The organism is Leptolyngbya sp. FACHB-541 (assembly GCF_014695875.1).
In the GTDB taxonomy this organism is placed as follows: Bacteria; Cyanobacteriota; Cyanobacteriia; order Elainellales; family Elainellaceae; genus JAAUTN01.
The window spans coordinates 23436-44888 of record NZ_JACJPC010000096.1; the positions used below are offsets into that span (position 1 = coordinate 23436).

At 48.2% G+C, this 21453-nt stretch carries 17 protein-coding genes and 1 tRNA gene; 10 read left to right on the forward strand and 8 right to left on the reverse strand.

Features of this window, described 5'->3' with window-relative positions:
* Positions 1–229: 229 nt before the first annotated feature.
* Positions 230–1891: a cytochrome b5-like heme/steroid binding domain-containing protein gene (locus tag H6G00_RS19610; protein WP_199318601.1), complete on the reverse strand. Its 1662-nt coding sequence runs from the start codon at positions 1889–1891 to the stop codon at positions 230–232.
* A 369-nt stretch (positions 1892–2260) separates the two neighbouring features.
* Between H6G00_RS19610 and H6G00_RS19615 the strand changes: the two genes are divergently transcribed.
* Positions 2261–2665: a response regulator gene (locus H6G00_RS19615; protein ID WP_190690551.1), complete on the forward strand. Its 405-nt coding sequence runs from the start codon at positions 2261–2263 to the stop codon at positions 2663–2665.
* 215 nt (positions 2666–2880) lie between these two features.
* On the opposite strand, the gene H6G00_RS19620 is transcribed toward H6G00_RS19615, so the two are convergent.
* A complete protein-coding gene (locus H6G00_RS19620; RefSeq protein WP_199318602.1) occupies positions 2881–5604 on the reverse strand; it encodes a transporter substrate-binding protein in 2724 nt (907 codons plus the stop codon).
* A 438-nt stretch (positions 5605–6042) separates the two neighbouring features.
* Between H6G00_RS19620 and H6G00_RS19625 the strand changes: the two genes are divergently transcribed.
* Entirely contained in the window at positions 6043–6399 is a 357-nt protein-coding gene (locus tag H6G00_RS19625) for a hypothetical protein (RefSeq protein WP_199314346.1), read from the forward strand.
* A 95-nt stretch (positions 6400–6494) separates the two neighbouring features.
* Positions 6495–6632 carry a photosystem I reaction center subunit IX gene (locus H6G00_RS19630; protein WP_190690553.1) on the forward strand — a complete coding sequence of 46 codons (138 nt, stop codon included), beginning with the start codon at positions 6495–6497 and terminating at the stop codon, positions 6630–6632.
* A gap of 413 nt (positions 6633–7045) precedes the next feature.
* Here H6G00_RS19630 and H6G00_RS19635 read toward each other — a convergent pair whose 3' ends face one another.
* The 3 genes from H6G00_RS19635 to H6G00_RS19645 all read right to left on the reverse strand — a co-directional run bounded on the left by H6G00_RS19635 (position 7046) and on the right by H6G00_RS19645 (position 9981).
* Positions 7046–7366 carry a hypothetical protein gene (locus tag H6G00_RS19635; RefSeq protein WP_190641039.1) on the reverse strand — a complete coding sequence of 107 codons (321 nt, stop codon included), beginning with the start codon at positions 7364–7366 and terminating at the stop codon, positions 7046–7048.
* Between the two features lie 429 nt (positions 7367–7795).
* A complete protein-coding gene (locus H6G00_RS19640; protein WP_242042385.1) occupies positions 7796–8560 on the reverse strand; it encodes a carbohydrate ABC transporter permease in 765 nt (254 codons plus the stop codon).
* Positions 8561–8733: 173 nt separating this feature from the next.
* Positions 8734–9981, reverse strand: coding sequence for a DUF3574 domain-containing protein (locus H6G00_RS19645; protein WP_190798033.1), 1248 nt, complete (start codon positions 9979–9981; stop codon positions 8734–8736).
* A 230-nt stretch (positions 9982–10211) separates the two neighbouring features.
* On the opposite strand from H6G00_RS19645, the gene H6G00_RS19650 reads away from it, so the two are divergent.
* Positions 10212–11261, forward strand: coding sequence for a GDSL-type esterase/lipase family protein (locus H6G00_RS19650; RefSeq protein WP_190798034.1), 1050 nt, complete (start codon positions 10212–10214; stop codon positions 11259–11261).
* A gap of 282 nt (positions 11262–11543) precedes the next feature.
* Positions 11544–12971 carry a LuxR C-terminal-related transcriptional regulator gene (locus H6G00_RS19655; RefSeq protein WP_347278205.1) on the forward strand — a complete coding sequence of 476 codons (1428 nt, stop codon included), beginning with the start codon at positions 11544–11546 and terminating at the stop codon, positions 12969–12971.
* Positions 12972–13229: 258 nt separating this feature from the next.
* Here the strand turns inward: H6G00_RS19655 and H6G00_RS19660 are convergent, their stop codons facing one another.
* Positions 13230–14192, reverse strand: coding sequence for an aldo/keto reductase (locus H6G00_RS19660; protein WP_190798035.1), 963 nt, complete (start codon positions 14190–14192; stop codon positions 13230–13232).
* 928 nt (positions 14193–15120) lie between these two features.
* Complete coding sequence (locus H6G00_RS19665) at positions 15121–15528, reverse strand: hypothetical protein (RefSeq protein WP_190690563.1); 408 nt, start codon at positions 15526–15528, stop codon at positions 15121–15123.
* 641 nt (positions 15529–16169) lie between these two features.
* On the opposite strand from H6G00_RS19665, the gene H6G00_RS19670 reads away from it, so the two are divergent.
* The 3 genes from H6G00_RS19670 to H6G00_RS19680 are packed head-to-tail and all read left to right on the forward strand — an operon-like array spanning position 16170 to position 17993.
* On the forward strand, positions 16170–17174 hold the full coding sequence (locus tag H6G00_RS19670) for a YdcF family protein (RefSeq protein ID WP_190798036.1): 1005 nt from the start codon (positions 16170–16172) through the stop codon (positions 17172–17174).
* A gap of 7 nt (positions 17175–17181) precedes the next feature.
* Positions 17182–17535 carry a nucleotidyltransferase domain-containing protein gene (locus tag H6G00_RS19675; RefSeq protein ID WP_190798037.1) on the forward strand — a complete coding sequence of 118 codons (354 nt, stop codon included), beginning with the start codon at positions 17182–17184 and terminating at the stop codon, positions 17533–17535.
* Complete coding sequence (locus tag H6G00_RS19680) at positions 17517–17993, forward strand: hypothetical protein (protein ID WP_190798038.1); 477 nt, start codon at positions 17517–17519, stop codon at positions 17991–17993. The genes H6G00_RS19675 and H6G00_RS19680 overlap by 19 nt, the downstream gene beginning before the upstream one ends.
* Before the next feature lie 178 nt (positions 17994–18171).
* On the opposite strand, the gene H6G00_RS19685 is transcribed toward H6G00_RS19680, so the two are convergent.
* Positions 18172–18777 carry a peroxiredoxin gene (locus tag H6G00_RS19685; protein ID WP_190641048.1) on the reverse strand — a complete coding sequence of 202 codons (606 nt, stop codon included), beginning with the start codon at positions 18775–18777 and terminating at the stop codon, positions 18172–18174.
* Between the two features lie 455 nt (positions 18778–19232).
* Here H6G00_RS19685 and H6G00_RS19690 point away from each other — a divergent pair, with 455 nt between their 5' ends.
* Both H6G00_RS19690 and H6G00_RS19695 read left to right on the forward strand, forming a co-directional pair.
* Positions 19233–21275 carry an amylo-alpha-1,6-glucosidase gene (locus H6G00_RS19690; protein ID WP_190798039.1) on the forward strand — a complete coding sequence of 681 codons (2043 nt, stop codon included), beginning with the start codon at positions 19233–19235 and terminating at the stop codon, positions 21273–21275.
* A gap of 66 nt (positions 21276–21341) precedes the next feature.
* A tRNA-Arg gene (locus H6G00_RS19695) sits at positions 21342–21415 on the forward strand.
* Positions 21416–21453: the final 38 nt, after the last annotated feature.

Consider the following 21453-nt stretch of genomic DNA (forward strand, 5'->3'; position numbering starts at 1 on the left):
CTCACTAACACGTAATCTTGAACTCACACGAAATCCGTTTTGTAAAGAAGCACTATTGGGTGTAGGGGCGAAGCATTCGGCAAAAGAATTGTGCTTCAGTGGCAGGGATTGTGACCGAATGCTTCGCCCCTACCGATACCGCTACTCTATAGACGGATTTGGCATCACATTTCTGGGCTGATTGCTTTCGCATTTGAACTTTCAATTACTCACATTTAGCGGTTTAGGACTAGATTGAACCGATACCAATTACACCTTTGATGATGTAGTGCACAGAAGTTCGTAAAGCTTGAGGATTCACATGTTCTGCCAATACATTCAAATTGTTCTCTTTTGCCAAACGAGACGGACTGAACAGATAGTGTTTTGCCATGATGGGGAGGCGATCGCCAAAGAAATTCTTAGGCTGCAACCACTCAATTCCCATCTTTTCTGCTTCATCCCGAACAATTGCTTCACTGGCAATGTTGGCAAACCCACTTCTTTGGAAAGGCAAGACATGATGGACTCGATGCGGGCTCAATCCAGCCGACAGAAAACAGTCCACATATTTGTTGCCAATCATCGTCAGGTCATAGGAATTCTTGATCTGAAAAGTTGCCCAATCCTGACCCTGGCTCAAATCCGCAGTAGACTCCTCTTCCTCAAAATCGTGACTAGCGACAATCATGAAGGTGCTAATCCAAAGAGTGAGACAAAACTGAATCAGCCATGCATTCAGATCACCCTGCATCCAAAACAGCACCAGTTCACCCAGCAGCAAAAACCGCATTACCAACATCCCCAGATAGTGAGGCAGTCCTCGTTGCCAGGAGCCGTAAAAGTCCTTTACACCATGCTTGACCGCATAGGAACACATCTCAAAACTGCGAACAAACATCCCTGGAAACACATGTCCCAACTTATGCAGCGTGTGTAACGGAATCCGGTAATAGCGCGGCAGATCCATCATTGCGGTGAACACATTGCGTTTGACATCGACTTCACTCTGGGTATGGGGATGGTGCATCAATGTGTGACCATCAATTACCACAAACGCCATAGGCACGTAGTTGATATCAAAAACATGAGAGAAAAACTTGTTGAAACCAACCTGGGCCCGGTGAATCAGATAGTGTCCTGCACCTGCCAGAGAAATTCTTAACGCCATCATGATGGGTGCAAACAGGTACACTGGCATGAACTGTGGAGCGGTTAGACGCAATACCTGCACCAGAATGTAGGCGATCGTCAAAACAACAGTCGTGATATCAAAAAGGGTATCCACTCTGGCAATTTTGGCTTTCATCTCTGGTTGATTCAGCCGCGTTCTGATTCTGTTGAGCAACTGGTCATCTTTGTGAAAGTCAAATTGAGGTGTATCTCGCCAGCCGTCAAATCCATCTCGAAACAGAAAAGGTGGAGCATTGTATTTGGGGTGAAAGTCATCAGGAGTGGCTTTTCTACCGAGAGCGTACTTCTTTAGGACTTTCTTGACTTTTGCTGGGTTGCGATGCAACACATTCACCAATGTGGTGATATCTCGGTTTCTTAACCGTCCAATAAAAAACTCACCACCAGGATGTTGTTTAACAAAATCTGATAAGTCATAAACCTCACCGTCATAGATCCAGACATTTGACATTTGCTTGCTGGCAACCTCTGGTGGTCCTTGCATAGCGGCGATCGCCTCTGGGGTTCTCACCACTTCTGGCAGCGCAGTCAACGCAGTCCGAGCTTTCACTTCTGGTCTAAATTGGCTGACATGGGATAACGGTTCTGACTCACCTGGGTAGACAAGATCTGCTGCTGAACTTGCTGCTCCAGTCGCGCCAGATTCTCCATAATCTCGCTCATTTCCTGGGCGATCGATGAGTTGTACAGACTCCAAAACTTCTGATAATACATCCATAACTCCTTGAACTCCTTAAAAGCTTTTGTCCTGGTGGGTTTGGAGAAGCTCCCCCATCCATTCGCTTAAGTTGATAATAGGAGTTCAAGTGAGTGCAGGTGTTACAGGTTTAATCCAGAGTGGCTGTACGAATCAGCGAAGTCAGTGGATGTTTATTGCTGTCTTGCTTGCAGAAAAGTGAAATGAAGTATTGAAGATACTGGTTTCCCTCTCTAACTTTAGATAGAGGTAAGATTTCCCACAAGCAAGTTTCCTTAGAAAAGAAACTTAACGGTCAGCTAAAGAATTCTGTCTTTTTAAATACTGAATCTACAAACTTTTTATAATAGCTACACCTCAGAAGGTGGAAAGCGAAGAGCGAGTAGACCTATGCTTAATTCCAAGTTGATGACGAATGGGTTGAAGGTATTGTTGGTCGATGATGACCGGGATACCTGTGAATTATTGACGCTCATGCTCAACTTGTATGGCATTGAAGTAACCTCTGTTAACTCGGCACCAGCGGGTTTGGAAGCAGTGGCAAGTCTGCATCCTGATGTATTAATTAGTGATATTGCAATGCCAGATGAAGATGGCTATTCTCTCATTCGTAAGGTAAGAAGTCTTGATGCCGAACACGGCGGAAGTGTCCTTGCGATCGCCATTACCGCAGCAGTCACGGGAATTGCTCAATATGAGACCTTCGCAGCAGGATTTCAAAGATATCTTGCAAAACCATTTGACCCAGAAGAATTGGTTGCGGTGGTATCCGATTTAATGGATAAACAGTCGTAGGTGAATTGCTTATTAAATAAACGGTGTTGTAGCAGCCCTGTCCTTCATCTACCAAAACTACCTGACCACTAGAAAGCTGCTTGACTGGGTTAACTATCCAGGGGCGAGAAAAAGGTTCAACGTAGGGGCGCAGCATTCGGGCGAAGACCTTCCCTTGAGCTAAGAGGTTGTTTAGCGAAGGCTACGCCCTTTCGGAGGCTTGCTAATATCTAAAGTTATCTTCTGTCGCTTAGCTCAGCTGTTAGCGACATATTCTCCTTATCCTTGAGCTGTCTAACCGGGATCTCAATGAAGAATTCGGTTCCTCTCCCTGGATTAGACGAATAATAGAGCCGTCCTTGATGTTTCTCGATCACAATCCGGTGGCTGATTGCTAAACCGAGTCCCGTTCCTTTGCCAATTGGTTTAGTTGTAAAGAAGGGGTCAAACAATCGTTGCTGAAAGATTTCTGGAATGCCTGGTCCGTTGTCGGCAATGCGAATAGAGACCCAGTCTGGATCATGCATTTGTGTCTGAATTTCGATCGCAGGTGAGGAATATTCGGCAGTCGTGGAGCGCTGATAGACTTCAGCACATTCTCCGACCATTTCTAGTGCATCAATCGCATTCACCAGCAGATTCATAAACACCTGATTCATCTGTCCGGCATAGCAGTCAATCAGCGGCAGGTCATCGTAGCGTTTAATAATTTTAATGCCTGCCGATTTTGCATCAGTTCTTAGACGGTTTTGCAAAATTAGAAGAGTATTGTCAATGCCTTCGTGAATATCGACGGGCTTCATTTCGGCTTCGTCTAGGCGAGAAAAGCTGCGAAGAGATAGCACGATTTGCCGAATGCGCTCTGACCCAACCCGCATAGAGGTCAAGATTTTAGGCAAATCTGTGACGAGAAAATCGAAATCGATTGTTTCTACTTCAGTTTGAATTTCGGGTACTGGGTTGGGATAGTGCTGTCGGTAAAGCTTAACCAGGTTGAGCAAATCTTGTGTGTAGTCGCTAGCGTGGTCAATATTGCCGTAAATGAAGCTGACGGGGTTGTTGATTTCGTGGGCAATTCCAGCTACGAGCTGCCCTAGGCTAGACATTTTTTCGGTTTGTACAAGCTGCGCCTGAGTTGCCTGGAGGTCATACAGCGCTTGCTGAAGCTGCTGTGCCTGAATCTGTGCTTGAAGTGCGGCGGTACGAGTCTGAGAATAAAGTTCTGCTTGGTCAATGGCGATCGCCAACTGATCCGCCACATCTCGCAGCAGTTCCACTTCATGGTCGCGCCAAGGACGAGCCTGCTTGACATGCTCACACACAATTACACCCAACCGACCCGACCGGGTTTGCACGACGACTGTTAAAAGCGACTTAAAGCCTAAGTTGGCAAGCTGGCTCCGACCCGTTGCATCAAGCCGAGTCGTAGTTGCAACATCATCAACCTGCAAAATGCTGGAGCGCAAAATGACTTCTCTTAAAACCTCACTATCCCTTACTGGATAATGAGCCAGATTGGGCAGCAAGTCTTGGTCGCAGGCTTCGTGGCTCAGATCAAATCGAGCAGGGTCAGTGTTGGGTAAGTACCAGAGAAATTTGCAGCGATCGATTTGCAGTAGGTTACGGATCTCAGTGACTGCGGTAGTCAGAATGGTATCTAACTCTAGAGAATTGCGGATCTGACTAGACAAACTGCGCTTGAATAGCTCTGCGCGTTGGGTTAACTTTTGCAGGCGATCGTTTGCCTCGATCAGTTCCCGTGATTTTTGCTCAAGCTGACAGTTATACAAAATCGCTTGAGCTGCCTCTGCCAACATATCTGTGACTAGCGTGGAGGCATCAAACTTAACGTCATCCATGCCCAGCCAGGGCTGCGGTTTGATCAGTTCGTCATCTACCTGCACCAGGTCAAACTGTCCATTTGGTCGTACCTTGCCAATGCGGCAGGGTTTCCAGAGGTGATGGTTTTGCTCCACTCGCACCATGCCACCAGGAGTTTGCATTGCTTGACCATAAGCCGCTAGCCGGACGTGATCGACCTCAAATGACTGCGCCTGCTCGACAGCCTGTTTCCATAGATAAACCTGAACATACGCTGACTCAACTGAGTCGCTTGTGACTCGATCTGCCCCGTAAGTTGCCTTGAAGTTTTTTACGAAGGTTTGATTTCTGAGGTTTTTCAGGCTCTGAAAGTAGCTATGCGCGGCGTAATGACCAACTGCTGACTCCACCCCAAGCTGTTGAATTTCTTCTTCGGTGACGCTTACGGCCAGAATGGGAATATCTTCAGCATCGATTCCTGCTTCGCGGTATTGCGGATAAAATCCCAGGTTGCTGTCAGTGTTAACCGTGCTAAAGACGACATCAGGCTTGGTTCGCTTGATGTTGGCGATGATTTGCCTGAAGTCCATGCCGCCGACTGGAACGTAATCTTCTCCTAGGACGGTGCCGCCCTGCTGCTTTAGTCTTGCCCGAATGATTTTACTAGCGGTACGAGAAAAGACGATGTCCGACCCCACTAGGTAAAACCGCTTGCCCTTGTTTTGCAGGAGCCACTGAACGGCTGGCTCGATCTGCTGATTGGGACAAACGGCAGTATAGAAGATGCTTTTAGAACACTCCAGCCCTTCATACTGAACGGGATACCAGAGTAGGGCGTTTAAGCGCTCCAGAGTTGGCACGATGAACTTACGAACCGTAGAAGTCCAGCAGCCAAAGATGGTGACGACCTGATCCTGTTCAATCAGCTTGCGGGTCTGTTGCTCAAAAATTACGGGTTCCGATGCACCGTCGGCAACAATCGGCTCGATTTGTTTGCCCAATACTCCGCCAGATTGATTGATTTCGGTGATCGCCATCATCTCTGCATCTTTCAGCGCAATTTCACCGATTGCCCAAGGGCCAGCGAGAGAATGGAGTATCCCGACTTTTACTGTAGAGCCTGCGATCGCGCTTATCACTGACGTTTTACCCTTTGGGTTCAAAGATAAAGGCTGAGTTTCAAGTGTATTGAGTCAGATGATTCCCTGATTAGCGGCTATGTGCCCACTTTAGCCTTCATTCTGTTGAATTTCTGCACGAATCGGCAATTCTTAAGAGATTGCAGGTCACTAAGCCTACCCTGCGGATGCGGTAGGTTTAGTTTTTAGCTAAATGCTTATCTTCTAGGGCAGCAATTTCAATGTCACCTCATCCACATCCCATAGACTACCCATGACGGAGCCTGCTCTTAACGTTTTTTAGACATACCTGCGGTTCAGGGGGAACATGATGAAGTTTGAGGTTAGCCTTGAAGCTTCGTAGATAAAGGTTTTAGCGAAATAAGAAGAGAAGCTTTGACTTTCGATGAAGGCGATCGCCAGCGGCTATGCTAGGTGAAACTCTAGTCTTTTTAATGAATGATTGATCTGAATCCACTGTTTGAATTTTCACGCACTAACTGTGTTGCTATCTGTGCAGTTCTGGTTCCAGCCAATCTGCTGGCGACCTCACAAACTCTGCTGCTGTTGTGGTTTCGTCGCCCTCTGAGGCAGGTATGGCTGATGGCGGCGATCGCCAGCCTCTGTGCGCTGGTGATGGTGCTGCACGTCATGACCTGGCTAATCATCGGCGTGGTAATGATGCAGACTTTTATCTTGTTTGGCTTAGGGGCAATGTGTCTGTGTACCAATCTGGGGGCGATCGCCTACGCCAGCTATAGACGAGCCAAACCTCGCGGTAGTTTCTTTGCCAGCAGACCTTCGCCTTCTACCTGAAGACAGCATTTTCTCAGCCTTAAGCCAGATTAAATTTTGAGAGCTTCTTGCTAGGTTTAGTTGTCTGATCCTTTTGACAAACTGGAGAAGCTTAAATGGACGGAACAAAGGGTTTACTTCGTTATCTTTCTCTCGCTCCCGTATTAGCAACCATTACGCTGGTTGTGATCGCTGTACTGCTCAGCAACTTCATCTACTTCGTTCCCGATCGCCTATTCGTGCCTTCTCCTTAAGACTGGGTGATTTCTAGGAGAACCATTGCCGACGGGCAAGGTAACAAATCAGATCTTCCAAACATTTTCAAATCTGAAAACACTTAAGCGTGGGGGACTGCCTCCACGCTTAAGTGTTTTGAGCATGACAACTCCCCTGACTCGTAGAACGGGTTAGCGCACTGCAACCCCCAAGGCACTAGATTTTGTGCCTCAACCCAACCTTCGATGCTGATATTCTTAGCGTAGTACCGTTACTAAAAGCGTTATGGAAACCGACTGGATGAGTTTAACAATAGGGGGATTGGCGATCGCCCTGGTTATTGCTGCATTCTTGATGATGTTTACGACCGTCTTCACCACCCGCAAACGGTAAAAGCTTCCTGGAACTTGAACAGGCTCAATCCATCCTATTTCTAGTTCAAGCTTCTAGTTCAAGGCAGTTCTTGACGGTGAACCTGAAACTCTTGCTCTAGGGAAGGAGTTTGCATGTCTTCCTGGGTCATTTCTTGAAGTTCAGACATTTGAGCTTGAAGTGCCTGAATTCGCTCTTGCAGTCGAGCCTTGATGCCGGATGGACCGGATGCAACGCAATCTCGGCAAGCTTCGCCTTTAACAACGTCCTGGCGATCGTAAATGACTGCCAGCAAAAGCTGATTGCCCCTAGTTCGAAGTGGGTAGGCTCGACGACCGCAGATTGTGCAGAAGACGGGTGCGTTGCCGATATATACACTTGGCTCCCAGACAATTTTCATTCACCACCTCTAGAGCATCCAATGCCTTCAGAATAATGGAAGGCTTTGGCAGATGTTCGCGACTTGTATAACAGCAAGGACGTGACGGTGCGTGACTTGCACATTGCGCCTACAATTCCTGCCAACTTAACCTACAAAATATGGCAACTGCCGTATAAACCGCAATATTTCTCAATCTCCTTTAGGTATTCCGACGTGATGTTAGCTTTAAGCGTCTTCTGAATTACTTGAATCGGCAATCTAAGAAGAATGTTGGACAGTAGATTTGGACAGTAATTTAAAAATAAAATTGCCCCACAGCTAGGGACCGCGAGGCAAAAGGACAGTTAAACGCTAAGTTCAGTGTGTTTGAGCTTTAAGTTGATTTGGCTGACCCATGTGACGATTTCTCCAGTGTCCATTCACCTGGATTAAAGTGGCACATTCAGGTCAACCTTTTACCCCACTGGCTGTCTCAGTCGGAACGATGTAGTTTTGCATCAGCACAAAAAACAGCAAGATTGGCGCAATTGAAATGACTGAACCCGCTGCAATCAAGCGCCAGTCGAGCGAGAACGCGCCTGCTAGCTTGGCAACTCCCAGCGGTAGCGTGTAATATTCCTGTTGGTCGAGGATGATCAGGGGCCATAGGAAATCACTCCAGGAACCGATAAACACGAAGATTGCTAGCGTCACCAGCGCTGGACGAATCGAGGGCAGCATGACAAACCACCAGATGCCCAATTCAGAGCAGCCATCGATTCGAGCGGCTTCTTCCAGTTCTTTGGGTACGCCTTGAAAGGCTTGTCGCAGCAGGAAGATGCCAAAGGCAGAGGCGATCGCCGGAAAAATCAGCCCTAGATAGGTATTTCGCAAGCCAAGCTGCACGATCAGGATAAATAGCGGAATCATCACAACCTGAAACGGAATCAGGATGGTTGAGACGACCAGGCTAAAGATCAGGTCGCGCCCCCGAAACTCCAGTCGGGCCAGCGGGTAAGCTGCCAGCGAACAGAGCAGCAGATTTAGCCCCACGGTCAGGATCGCCACCAGAGTGCTGTTAAACAAATAGCGCCCAAACGGATTGGTTTGCCAGACGGTGACAAAGTTTTGCAAGGTTGGCTGGCTAGGCAGAAACCGGGGCGGAAATTGGAAAATGTCTTCCGTTGGGGCTTTGAAGGCTGTACTAGTGAGCCAGACCAGCGGCAATAGCATAACGATGGCGATCGCCCCCAGCGCCAGGTACGTCCAGGCATACCTCCAGGCAAATGAATTGCGTCGCCGCTGCCACACATTCAAAGAGGATTGCGGATGGGGTTTGGTTGCATTCACCACAAAGCGTCCTTGCTCAGTTGTCATCCTAACGAGATGACTATTGTATGGCTTCTTCAGCGTTTCAGGGATAGAGTGTGGGTTCTGTTTTTCAGCAAGGTTCCAGTACCCAGAAGGGCGATCGCCAATAGTCCTAATTCCGCCCCAGGTTCAGGCACATCGGTCGGGGATTCGGCATCAAAAGCAACCTCGATATCTTCGTCAACCACGATCAAAACACTTTCTTGATTAAATCGTTGGGTATAGGCGGTAATGATTTCGTCAATTGCCGCCTCACTTTCCACCGTGTCGTCCAACAGTAACCGGACAACTTTTGACCGTTCCTCAATAATGGTGCCGGTACTGTCTTGAAATTGCCCATCTGCTTCAAATACTGTCAAGCCAGCCGGAAAACGAGCGGTAATCACTTCATCTAAAAAGGCTTGGAATTGCGCTTCAGATACCTCGCCACCACCGGGAATGTTGCGCCCAAAAAATAAGTCTGTTTGAATCAGTTCGGGAATGGGATCATTGTCAATGGCGTTCTCACCTGCGCCAAAGCCAACCGCGATGTCTTCGTTAACTGCTAACAAAATGCTTTCTTGATTGAATCGTTGAATGTAAGCATTAATAATTTCGTCGATCGCTGCTTCATTTTCTACCGTATCGCCTAACAGTAATCGGACAACTTTTGACTGTTCTTCGATGATGGTGCCGGTGCTATCCTGAAACTGTCCCTCTGCCTCAAACACGGTTAAGCCAGCCGGGAAACGAGGGGTAATCACTTCATCTAAAAAAGTCTCGAATTGCGCTTCAGATACCTCACCACCATCCGGTATGTTGCGCCCAAAAAACAGATCTGCTTGGATAAACTCTGGTACTGAATCATTGTCAATCAAGTTTTCACCTGTTCCAAATCCAACTTTAAGTTCATCCTCATTAGTTGTTTGTAGTACGCTTTCCTGATCAAATTGCTTCGTGTAGGCAGTCACGATTTGGTTGATTTCAGCTTCAGTTTCAGCCGTATCTTCAACAAACAGAGTCACAACTTTAGAGGGTTCTTCAATCAGGGTTCCTGTGCTGCTCAAAAATTGTCCTTCAGAATCAAAAACAGTTAGCCCTTCTGGGAAAAGAGGGGTGATGACGGAATCCACAAAAGCTTGAAATTCTTCTTCCGAAACCTGCTCACCATTCGCAATGTTGCGTCCAAAAAACAGCTCCTTCTGAATCAAGGTAGAAGCTTCTGCTTTAGGAATTACTGCGATCGCAATCGATAATGTGGCTGTGATTGCAGCAGTTCTAAACTTAGATAATCCATTCTTCATAAAGTTCAACTCCGGCTATTAATCAAAAGTGATGAAGTGATGAAACGTAGTGGGAAAAGGCGATCGCTTCTCTTCAAAACGAATCCTTTTACTACAGCCACAAGCCTAAGCAATTGATTTATCTCTGTCGGTGGGAGAAAGTCTGAAATAGTCAGAACTGCTTTAAAAAATTTCCTGATTGGGGTGGCGATCGCTGTCAAAAGAAAAGTGGACAGTGGAGTAGCCTACCCATGAGTGATCTTTGCCTGTTGGCTGTTAGCTTGTTGAATCAGGGACAGCTTCCGGGAACCCCTGAACTGCCGCAACCGCTCGACTTTGAGGAGGCCATTAGCGCTCCGCGCAACTCCGCAGGAACCGCCCCCTCTCCCAACTGCCAGCCCACCCTGACCAAAGGCACGATCGCGGTTACAGAAGCACATCAGCCTGAATTTAGCCGCTCCGTATCAGCGCGACCCTTGACGCGAGCCTACTCCCCGCTGCGATTTCTGCCAGAGTCGGCTCCACCCTTACCCCAGTTTCCTTACCCCGTTCCGATAGCGCCAGAGCTGATTCCAGAAACGCCACAGACTCAGTCCCTTCGTACTGGACGACGCCCTAGCTCTGGGAGCCAACTTTATCAGCAGCGGTTAGCTGCCTTGAGCGCAGGTAGAACCTACACTCGATTACCAGTAGATAGCTTTTATGAAAGTTGGATTAATGCCACCCGGCAGCCGACTTATGAGCAGTGGACTAGCCTGCTAGGGCAAGAAGCACGGGCGATCGCCTACGGGCAGGGAAGCAATCGGTTGACCGTATTGGTGGGAGATTCTTTGCTGTTGTGGTATCCGCCAGAGCAGCTATCTGGCGATCGCCTCTGGCTTAATCAAGGCATTTCTGGTGACACTACTGCAGGCATTCTCAGGCGACTATCGGCATTTTCTCAGGCTCGACCCGACACCATTCACGTTATGGCAGGCATCAATGACCTGCGACAAGGGGCAACGGATGCAACCGTGCTCAATAACCTGCGGCAAATCATGCGGCAGCTTCGGCAAAACCATCCCCACGCCCAGGTGATCGTTCACTCCATTCTGCCGACTCGTCTCGCAGCCCTGCCCACTGAGCGAATTTATCGTCTGAATCAGAACATAGCGGCGATCGCTCACCAGGAAAACGTCAACTATCTAGACTTACAGCCCGAATTCATCGGATCAGATGGCATTTTGCGGCGCGAATTGACCACCGATGGACTGCACCTGAGTCGCAGCGGTTACGCGGTGTTGCAGGCAGCGATTCGGTAAGTGGGGATTGGGGATTAGGGGTTAGGGATTGTGTAAGGAGGTTGCTGTAGGGGCAAACAGCCGTTCGCCCTGTTAGTCGGATGGGTCAACTCATATCTTCCTAACTCTTCAAGCTGTACTACAGGTCACTTTTCGCCCTGACAGATTGCTCAATAATGGCTAGGAATCGGGGAAGTTTTCGGTAGAACGCAAGGACTGGAAGAAACTGTCCTTGGCCGCTCAGTTATTCATCATTGCTCAACCCCTAACCCCTAACCCCCGTTCTGCAATCCTGCTCCCTCTGTGCTGCTAGACTCAACTCGGCTGCTTTTTGATTTGCAACAAGTCAACCAGATTGTGGAGAGCTTTGCCAGTTGTCTGGCTCCTGAGGCGATCGCCCAAAAAGCTACAGCAGGTCTGGTTGAAAAGTTTGGCTGCGCCTTTGCCCGCATCTGGATCGTTGAGCCAGACCGTCAATCGTTGCGAATGATTGCCTCGGCAGGGCTTTATCCTCGCACCGATGGTTCTTTTGCTCGTGTGCCAATGGGAGCATTCAAAATCGGCAAAATTGCTCAAAACTGCATTCCCTTTCTCAGCAATCGGTTGGCAGAAGAAACCTGGGTGAAAGATCGAGAATGGGCGATCGCCAAAGGCATTTGCGGATTTGCTGGATATCCTTTGGTGATTAACGGGCGAGTTATTGGCGTTTTAGCAGCATTTAGCTATCAGCCTATGCCCGCTGAATTTATCGAAGTGCTGCAACTGCTTTGCACGCCCATTGCCGTTGCGCTCGAAAATGCCTTGCTCTATCAGCGGGAAAAGCAAAATTGGCAAAGCCTCAGTCACTCCAGCACACCGCTTAGTCAAAGTCCACTCTCTGAGCAACTGGCAAACTTGCTGCAAGATGCCCGGTTTATCTTAATGGGGACGGAACAGCAGCTTACTCCAGCGATCGCCTATCTACTTCTGCAAGTGGCTGAACGTTTACGCACTTTGGGCTGTGCTTACTGCCGTCTCACCTATGCGGTGGACGAAACTGTGAGTTTGGAGGCAGTCATTCCGCGATCGCCCCACAATTCCGCTTGTCCAGCCCAACCCATTGCCTCAGTATTTGAAGAGTTTGCCTTTGCATTTACTTGCCTGGGTGGAATGCTGCAAATCCGCAAAGGAGAAAGACCAGGAGTGACTGAGTTATTCCTAAAAACTCCAAATCGCTCTCCATCCAGTCAATCAGCCGTTGGAGTGTGTTGTCAATCACCGTTGTTACAGATTGCCCTGACCCAAATGGCCTATCTGGCAGGGCTAACCGTTTGTCCTGATCTGGATGCATCCATTCCGCTGTTGACTGACCAACCTGCGCGAGCGACCTCTCACCCTGCCGCTATTTGGATTGCTACAGGTACCCAACCCACTCCGCCAAATGTCAAGGCTAGAGTTGACTTGTCCATTTCACCTGAGCAACTGCAAGCGGCTGTAGAAGCGGTCAGTCAAGGTGAAACCTGGGGCGTTGATGCGGATCACTCAGATAAACAGTTTCTTTCGGGACGAGAACAGGAAATTTTAATGTTGTTGGCGCAGGGTTTGCGCGATCGCGACATTGCCAACAAACTCTACATCAGTGAACGCACCGTCAAATTCCATATCAACAATCTAATTACCAAACTCAATGCCAATACTCGCGTTCAGGCACTCCATGAAGCGATCCGGCAAGGTTGGGTTGCGTCTGCTTGATGGAATTTGCTCGTTCCCAAGCTGGAGTTTAGGAACTAGGAAAAACTAGGACTTGAGACAGAACAGGAGGTTGAGTTCAGGGCTTACAGCAATTTCCACTTGTATAAATTACGAATCCCTGTAGGGGCGTTTCGCGAAACGCCCCTACGCTACTTATTACCCATCTGAAAGGAGCTGTAACCGAAAGGGGCTGTAAGTCAATATCATTAGGCTTAAGCCCCTTGCTCCACAGGGCAGTGCGTAGCTTTGTGCGTAAGCTCAAGCGGCAAAATTCCACATGACGGGGTTGTCGTCCAGGTGGTCGGTAACAGTGCGACCGATCGCACCAATTTCTGCCAGGTCACTTTCTGAAAGCTGAATCTCAGCCGCTTTTGCATTTTGCACGGCCTGATCAGAATTGCGGGCTCCGGCGATCGCATTCACTTGAGGTTGGGCGATCGTCCAGGCGAGAGCCAACTGAGCCATACTGCACTGGTTGCGATCGGCAATGGGACGCAGTTTTGCTAATGCCTGCTGTGCCCGCTGGTAATGCTCCCCCTGAAACAGCTTATTTTTATTGCGAATATCGCCCTCTTCAAACTGGTGATCTGCACCAAACTTACCTGTCAGCAAACCCTGTGCCAGAGGTGAGTAGGCAAGGATAGAAATATTATTCTCCACACAGTAGGGCATCGCATCTTGCTCAATGCCGCGCCAAAACAGATTGTAAGGGGGCTGAAGACTGTCGATTCTACCGTACTGGGCAGCTTCGGCTAATTGATCGCGAGAGAAGTTTGACACCCCGATCGCCCGAATTTTGCCCTGCTGTTTCAAGTCATTCAGCGCTCGCATTGTTTCCTCAATCGGGACGATTTCGCTGTTAAAGGCTCCAGCGGGCCAGTGAATTTGGTACAGATCAATGTAGCCTGTCTTCAGATTTTTTAACGAGCCTTCACAAGCATCAAACACCTGCTGATATTTCAAATGATTTGCAAAGACTTTGGTTGCAATTACGACGCGATCGCGCACTTCTGCAAGCGCCTGTCCCACAATTTGCTCGGAGTAGCCCTTGCCATACACTTCTGCAGTGTCAAACGTCGTAATTCCTGCCTCAAAAGCTGCTCTCAAAGCTTGAATCACTTCTGCATCTTCAATACCAACCCAACCGCTCTTGCCTGCCTGCCAGGTACCCACAATGACTGGGGTAATTTCGATTCCTGAGGTGCCAAGCAATCTTGCCATGCTGATTTCCTTATTTAACGGTTAACCCCATGCTCAAACATTCTGTCGGCATAGCTCAGATACTCAAGAAAGATTTTTGTTAATCCCAACTTTCCCAAACACTAGCCAAGCCGCTCCAAACATTGCTCGACTAATCCCAAACATTGCTTGACTAGTCTCAAATACTAGTCAATTAGTCTCGAACACTACTTGACTAGTCTTAAACCCTACTCGACTAGTCTCGAACACTACTCAATTAGCCTCAAACCCTACTCGACTAGTTTCAAACATTGCTCGACTAGTCTCAGAATCTGCTCAAGCAGTATTTGAGTTAACTTGAGTAGTGCCAAGTATTGCTCAGCTAGTTTTAACTGCTGACTAAGTAGGGTTTTAACTGGCTCCAGCAACTTCTAGAGACAGGTTGTGCTTGTTCCCGTTCACGCAGTCGGCAGCTCCTGCCAACATTGCCGCCTACGCATGAATTCCCCAGAACAATTTGAGAAAACGACCTGTTATGGGGAACTTATACGTTTGAACTCAACAAAATTAACTTGCTGTTTGAGTACAGTGAGTTTCGTCCCTCCTGTATTGTGTCCGTTAACTCTTTTGTGATTGAGCAGAATGCAGAATTTTATTGACACACCAAAATCCCGCTGTTTTTAGATAGCAAAGCAGTGAGGTGGGTGCGATCGCGCCCTAACATTACCTATCTGCATTCCGCCAATCAATTCAAATTTCCTAATGATTGTTCCGTGAGTATTTTTCAAGGAGCCGCAAATCAGATAATGGTATCTGGGGAAAAGAACTTGAATCACTTTGATCCCAACTACTTTGCAGGTGGGGTGGAAGCTAGCGTTATTCCCCAGATTAACGCTAGCTGAACTTTTGAAGTCATAGGCTTAAACAGCACAGACCTGTCGCAAAAGTGACCTATCCAACTGAATAGGATTCAGGCCGTTTCTGCGCTTACAAAGGAGACTGAAACCCTCTTTTCCAAAGGTAAATGCGCAACTCCTGACAAAGAGTTGTGCTGTGGCTGTACCAACTGAACTCTACTCTGCTTCTTTTGAATCAACTCTTTGATCGTGTTGACATATCGGTAATCATCGCTCTTGCTTGAATAGCGTTCTAGCTGATCCAGCGTAATTAAGTTTTGTTCTGCCAAACTCAGGACTTCCCAGGGCAACAAGGCATTCAGCTTCACACTCTCAACAAAATATTCGCAAGTCTCGCCCCGTTCGGTATTCAGTGCCGTTACCTGACTTTGAATCGTCTGTAAATCATGGTAATCAGCGCTTCTAGCGATCGCTCCGCTGGACTTGATGCGGCAAGCCAACCTGTAAAACGTGTCTTCCATGGTTAAAAATTAAGTACTTTACTTGACAAACCCATGACCGTAAGTGGGTAGACACGCCATGCGATCTAAGATAACACTAAGCAACACGATTGCAATACAAGCAAACAGTTTTTTCCAAAAATTTTAGGTTTTCCAAATAGACCTTCAGTTTTGTGATTTTCGGCTTTGAATTAAAGTTTTAAGCCAAAGCTTATTTGTATCAGAACGCCCTTGAAATGCGGTTTTCAAGATTTTGTTAGCTAAAGATGTGAAGTCGATATCTGGAAGAGATCTAATTTCCAATTAAGTAATGAAAATGAATAATTCCATCTCTTCTTTAGTAGACGAACGGTCGTCTACATCGGCCAAAAGGCGTAAGTCCCTAAATTATTTAGTAGACGAACGGTCGTCTACATCGGCCAAAACGCTTAAATTCTTGAACTTTTGCTAAGCTCCCAGAACGGCTAGAGGAAGCTCTCCCTTAAGCCCCTTCTACGAATTTTTGATGAAGCCGAACTGAGGCGATCGCATCTCTTCAGTAATTTGATTAAGATATGCAACGGAAATCTTTAGGGGTGCGAACGGAATCGATCTGCCTGCTGCAACCGTTTTCTACTGCGGCTGCTTGACTGACATCTACCCACTTCGATCCGGCTACCACTATGAATAAGAAAAAGGGTGCGATCGCCAATCAGCATCGCCTGACTCGTGCTGAAAATCCAGTTGCTCAGCCTCAGAACCGTACTCGGCGTTCAATTTCCAGCTTTTTAAGCTTTGGTGCATTAACCCTAATTTTGGTCTATGCGGCTCAAAAGTGGTTTGCTAAAGCAGAAGTTACTCATTTTTGGACTCATCTCATCAGTTGGCCATTATTTAGTTGGCTCACTCGCCCTTCCTGGGTTATTGCGCCACTGGTACTGACCATTGTTTTTCCACTATTGATCGACTTTCCTCGATACCCTGCTCAGGTTACGAAGCATGTCGCAGCTGTCCTGTGGGGACATCCGTTAAATTGGCAAGTTTGGCTCAGTCGAATTGCTGCGATCGCGCTTCTAGCCTACCTATTTCTCATTTCACCAACGTTGTCTTCTTTAACTACAGCCAGTTTGACTTGGTTTGTTCCATCTGACTCTGGTGCACTGGCTGATGCGATCGTTGTCTTAGGTCGGGGTGAAACCGCCAATGGACAGCGCTATGAAGCCGCCGCGCAGCTTTGGCAAGACCAGCGAGCCTCACAAATCTTCGTCACTTCGCAAGAGAATTTTATCCACACGGCAGAACTGTTGCAGCAAAGGCAAATCCCTACACAGATTCTCAGCGGCACTAACTGTGTTATGACAACTTATGATGAAGCCGTTTTAACCGCAGCAATTTTAGGTCCACAAGGGGTTGAACACATCATCTTAGTGACTGACCCGCCTCACATGTTGCGATCGCTCCTTACCTTTAAAGGCATGGGCTTCAGCGTCACGCCTCACACTACACCACTTCCTGCTGCGATGAGTTCGGCGGAACGTTCCCTACTGGCATTGCGAGAATATCCAGGACTATTGAGCTACGCACTGCTGGGTCGCCTTAACCAACAGTCCAGTAATTTGAAACAACCTCCTGCAAAAACATTGCAAGATATAGAACGGCGAAAATGCCAGCTCCCCAAGATAGAGTAGAGGAACTATGGTTCCCTTTGAGACAAATTTACTGGATGCAGCTTTAGCTCGTCGCCGAGAAGACAACGAGGCACAGCGACTTGCAACAATAGAACAGGCAATCCACTGGTTAGAAACGGAGGGAGAGCAATATGGAATCAATGAGGCTTATCTGTTTGGTTCAGTAACTCGTCCCTATCGGTTCACCGATAACTCTGATGTAGATGTTGCAGTAGAGCAGTTCAACCCAGAAGATTTCTTTGTTGCAATGGCTGCACTGTCTGAAACATTGGAGCGCGACATAGATCTGGTAGATTTATCCAAATGTCATTTTGCCCATCGTATTCGTCAGCAGGGACTGGTATGGAGGCGGGAAACTTAGCAGTTTTCGCGGCAGATATTACAGCTCAACAGCAAGTTATTGAGCGAGTATTTGCAATGTTAGAGCAGCGGGCGGAGGGGCTTGAGCCTGATTACCCTGAGCGCTTAGAGAGCGTTGCCTATCAGCTTCACAACTTCTATGGCGCGATCGAAGAGTTACTCAAGATCGTTGCAACTTATTTTGAAAATAACGTTTCAGATACAGCGCGATGGCATAGCCTGCTGTTACTGCGAATGACACAAGCGGTGGAGGGAGTTCGCCCTGCGGCTATCTCAACGGAGAGCTACGCTTTGCTGAATGCTTTGAGAGCGTTTCGACATTTTTTTCGTCATGCCTATGGCGTTCCAATTGATTTTGCTCAGCTTCAGAGCAATTTGACCAAGGCACAGCAGCTTAAACCGCTGCTTGACAAAGATTTGAGGCGTTTTTTGCAAGATCTTAGGGGCTTAAGCAATTGAAAATTTCACTATTCACATCAAAAAAATGGAAGAGCTAAGCTCTTCCATTTTTTTAACTTACAGCAATTTCCACTTGTATAAACCACAAACCTCTGTAGGGGCGGTTCGCAAACCGCCCTTACGCTAGGGCTTACCCATCTAAAAATGGCTGTAAGTGATCCTAAAAACGTCTATACAGTTATACGGCTGCAAAGAAGTTTTTGGACTTAACGGGGTCGGGATTCATGGTTGCATCACCAGGCTTCCAACCAGCGGGGCAAACTTCATCGGGGTGAGATTGTACGTACTGAATCGCCTGCAGAGTCCGTAGCGTCTCATCAACACTCCGTCCAAACGAGAGGTTGTTGATGGTGGAGTGCTGAATTACACCATCTTTGTCGATGATGAACAGTCCACGTAGCGCGACTCCTGCTTCGGGCTCCAATACGTTGTAAGCGATGCTGATCTCTTTCTTGATATCAGAAACCAGAGGATAGTTGAGGTCGCCTACACCACCTGATTTGCGGTCGGTTTGAATCCAGGCAAGGTGAGAAAACTCACTGTCAACAGAAACACCCAATACCTCGGTGCCAATCTGCTTAAACTCATCAAAGCGATCGCTAAAAGCAGTGATTTCAGTGGGGCAAACAAAGGTAAAGTCGAGTGGGTAGAAAAACAATACGACATACTTGCCGCGATAGTCAGACAGCTTAATGGTCTTGAATTCTTGATCGACCACAGCGGTTGCAGTGAAGTCGGGTGCAGATTGACCGACCCGGAGGCATCCTTCTGTCTGATAAGTCATGAATTTACTCTCCTTAAGATGAACATGCGTCTACGTTCGTTTGTATCTTGTTCGTTTGTATAAGAAGCTAGTCAGACAGTCGCCCACTGGGCAACGACCGCTTTATTTACGAACTGTTACGACTATATCATAGTCATAACGATTTTGAGTAACAACGCCATCCTAGCAACCTCGAAAGGAAACGGTAAGACTTCACTGAAAACTATCAATTTTTTTGCTGTGCAAATTTATAGTGAATCCTGTAGCGATAGCAACCTGTAGAACAGGGAGTCGGTTTAAACTGCCAGTATCAAGATAGTTTAAGTCTGGGAAGCCTTTGGACTTCGTTGATCTTTGAAGCTGTTGGATCTGAGGATGCTTTGAGGCTAGAGTCTTCGGTTTCACACTTTAAGCATCTCTTGCCAGGCGATCTCAACCTTGCTGGTTTCGGGTGTTGGTCTATTAGTGATGTGGGCATGGGTGAATTAGATACGAGAGAATGGCTGCTGACAAATGGGCTGGGCAGCTTTGCCAGCGGGACAGTTTGCGATGCCCACACGCGCACTTATCATGGCTGGCTGGTTGCGGCACTCGACCCACCTGGACAGCGGACCCTGTTGCTGTCTCGGATTGACGCAACCCTTGAGCTACCGGGACGACGCTTTGACCTGGGCACCAATTTTTGGATGAGTGGGGCGATCGCCCCCTCAGGCTATCAACTGCTGCAATCTTTTCAGCTTGAGCCAGTGCCAACTTGGGTGTGGGGTCAAGCTGACTGGCAGCTTTCGCGTCAAATCATTCTGCCCCATGGGTTGCTGCCGCCTGAGCAGAATCTGGACCCCCCCTCGTTTCGCAATCAGGTGTTGATTCGCTATCGCTATCAGGGAGAAGAACCTGCGATAGTCAAGCTGCGTCCCCTGGTAGGCGATCGCAACTTTCACCACCAGCAACAAGAAGACCCCAACCTAAATTTCTCTCAACTGATTGAGCCACATCGCGTATTAATTCAGGCTTTGCGCCCTGACTGGGTAGGAACACCGTGGCAGCTTTGCTGGTCACACGGAACCTACCAGCCCAACGGCGTGTGGTACTGGAGCTACCGCTACACCGAGGAAACGAAACGGGGCTTGGGCGATTGTGAAGACCTCTACAGTCCTGGCTATTTGACGGTCGAGCTTCAACCTGAAGAGACGCTAACGCTGGCAGCCAGCGTTTGTTTACCTGACACGATTCAGTCTGCTGTCCAGCTAGATTCTCAGACCTTTGAGCGAACGATTCAGGCAAAATACTATCGGCTCGATCACCATTTCAAAGAACTCTATCAAGATGCGATCGCCACTTCTAAAGAGAAAGCTGCGCTCTGGCGGCAGCTTCTCCATGCGGGCGATCAATTCATTGCTTATCGTGCTTCGATTTCAGGTCCGACCGTGATTGCGGGCTACCACTGGTTTAACGACTGGGGACGCGATACGCTGATTGCGCTGCCCGGTTTGGCACTGGCAACGCGACGATTTTCTTTAGCACGAGGGCTACTCGAAACATTTGGGCATTATTGTGCAGACGGTCTAATTCCCAATGCGTTTCCCGATGCGGGGGCAAGACCTTTCTATAACAGCATTGACGCAGCCCTGTGGTGGATTGAAACGCTGGGACTGTATCTAGAAGCTACTCAAGACTGGGATTTTCTGGCAAAGCAATATCCTATCGTGCGGCGCATCTACAAAGCTTTTGTAGCAGGCACTATACACAACATTCAGGTGGATGCGTTTGACAATCTAGTGTCGTGGGAGGCTCCCGGTGTGGCGCTAACCTGGATGGATGCAGTAATAGATGGGCAGCCTGTTACACCTCGACAGGGCAAAGCTATCGAAATTAACGCGCTATGGTATTCAGCCCTGTGCTGGGCTCACCAGTGGGCAGAACGTCTGCGCCAGGTATCAACCGCAGACTCGGTGAGCCTCACTAACCAGGCGAAGCGCTATGCTCAGCAGGCGGAGCAAGTCAAAGCCTCACTACAAAAATTTTGGAATCCACATCAGGGCTATCTGTATGACGTGATCGAACCGACGGATCGCCCCGATCCTCAAATTCGCCCAAATGCGGTGATTGCGCTTTCGCTCTATCACTGCGGCTTTCCAGAACATCAGGGGCGGCGGGTGTTGCAGGTGGCTCGCGATCGCCTGCTCACCCCCTATGGTTTACGGTCACTTTCACCAACAGACAGAGACTATATTGGCAGGTATGAAGGCAATCTCTGGCAGCGCGATTGTGCCTATCATCGCGGCACCGTTTGGAGTTGGCTGATTGGTCCTTTCGTTCGGTCATGGCGCAGATTTTATGAGGCTGAACCGCTTCCCTTTAGCTGGGAGCCACTGCTGGAGCATTTTCAGCAGCAGGCTTGCCTTGGCTCGATTTCAGAAATCTTTGATGGTGATTCGCCGCACCAACCTCAAGGGGCGATCGCACAAGCCTGGTCAGTTGCTGAGCTAATTCGCCATTGGGATGAAATTCAACGTTAGAAGGTAGAGCTTTTTGTCAAACCCGCCTAACTGTCCTACATCTCTTGCTATCATTGCTATGAACTTGGGGCTGTGGCTCAGATGGATAGAGCAAGCGCCTCCTAAGCGCTAGGTCGGCGGTTCGAATCCGCCCAGTCCCGTCCATGTTTTACAAGGGGTTGAGGCTCTACCAGCAGGG

Coding starts and splice junctions, on each gene's coding strand:
- H6G00_RS19610 (WP_199318601.1), bottom strand. CDS start 1,891: ATGGATGTATTATCAGAAGTTTTGGAGTCTGTACAACTCATCGATCGC.
- H6G00_RS19615 (WP_190690551.1), top strand. CDS start 2,261: ATGCTTAATTCCAAGTTGATGACGAATGGGTTGAAGGTATTGTTGGTC.
- H6G00_RS19625 (WP_199314346.1), top strand. CDS start 6,043: ATGATTGATCTGAATCCACTGTTTGAATTTTCACGCACTAACTGTGTT.
- H6G00_RS19630 (WP_190690553.1), top strand. CDS start 6,495: ATGGACGGAACAAAGGGTTTACTTCGTTATCTTTCTCTCGCTCCCGTA.
- H6G00_RS19635 (WP_190641039.1), bottom strand. CDS start 7,366: ATGAAAATTGTCTGGGAGCCAAGTGTATATATCGGCAACGCACCCGTC.
- H6G00_RS19640 (WP_242042385.1), bottom strand. CDS start 8,560: ATGCTATTGCCGCTGGTCTGGCTCACTAGTACAGCCTTCAAAGCCCCA.
- H6G00_RS19645 (WP_190798033.1), bottom strand. CDS start 9,981: ATGAAGAATGGATTATCTAAGTTTAGAACTGCTGCAATCACAGCCACA.
- H6G00_RS19650 (WP_190798034.1), top strand. CDS start 10,212: ATGAGTGATCTTTGCCTGTTGGCTGTTAGCTTGTTGAATCAGGGACAG.
- H6G00_RS19660 (WP_190798035.1), bottom strand. CDS start 14,192: ATGGCAAGATTGCTTGGCACCTCAGGAATCGAAATTACCCCAGTCATT.
- H6G00_RS19665 (WP_190690563.1), bottom strand. CDS start 15,528: ATGGAAGACACGTTTTACAGGTTGGCTTGCCGCATCAAGTCCAGCGGA.
- H6G00_RS19670 (WP_190798036.1), top strand. CDS start 16,170: ATGAATAAGAAAAAGGGTGCGATCGCCAATCAGCATCGCCTGACTCGT.
- H6G00_RS19675 (WP_190798037.1), top strand. CDS start 17,182: ATGGTTCCCTTTGAGACAAATTTACTGGATGCAGCTTTAGCTCGTCGC.
- H6G00_RS19680 (WP_190798038.1), top strand. CDS start 17,517: ATGGAGGCGGGAAACTTAGCAGTTTTCGCGGCAGATATTACAGCTCAA.
- H6G00_RS19685 (WP_190641048.1), bottom strand. CDS start 18,777: ATGACTTATCAGACAGAAGGATGCCTCCGGGTCGGTCAATCTGCACCC.
- H6G00_RS19690 (WP_190798039.1), top strand. CDS start 19,233: ATGGGTGAATTAGATACGAGAGAATGGCTGCTGACAAATGGGCTGGGC.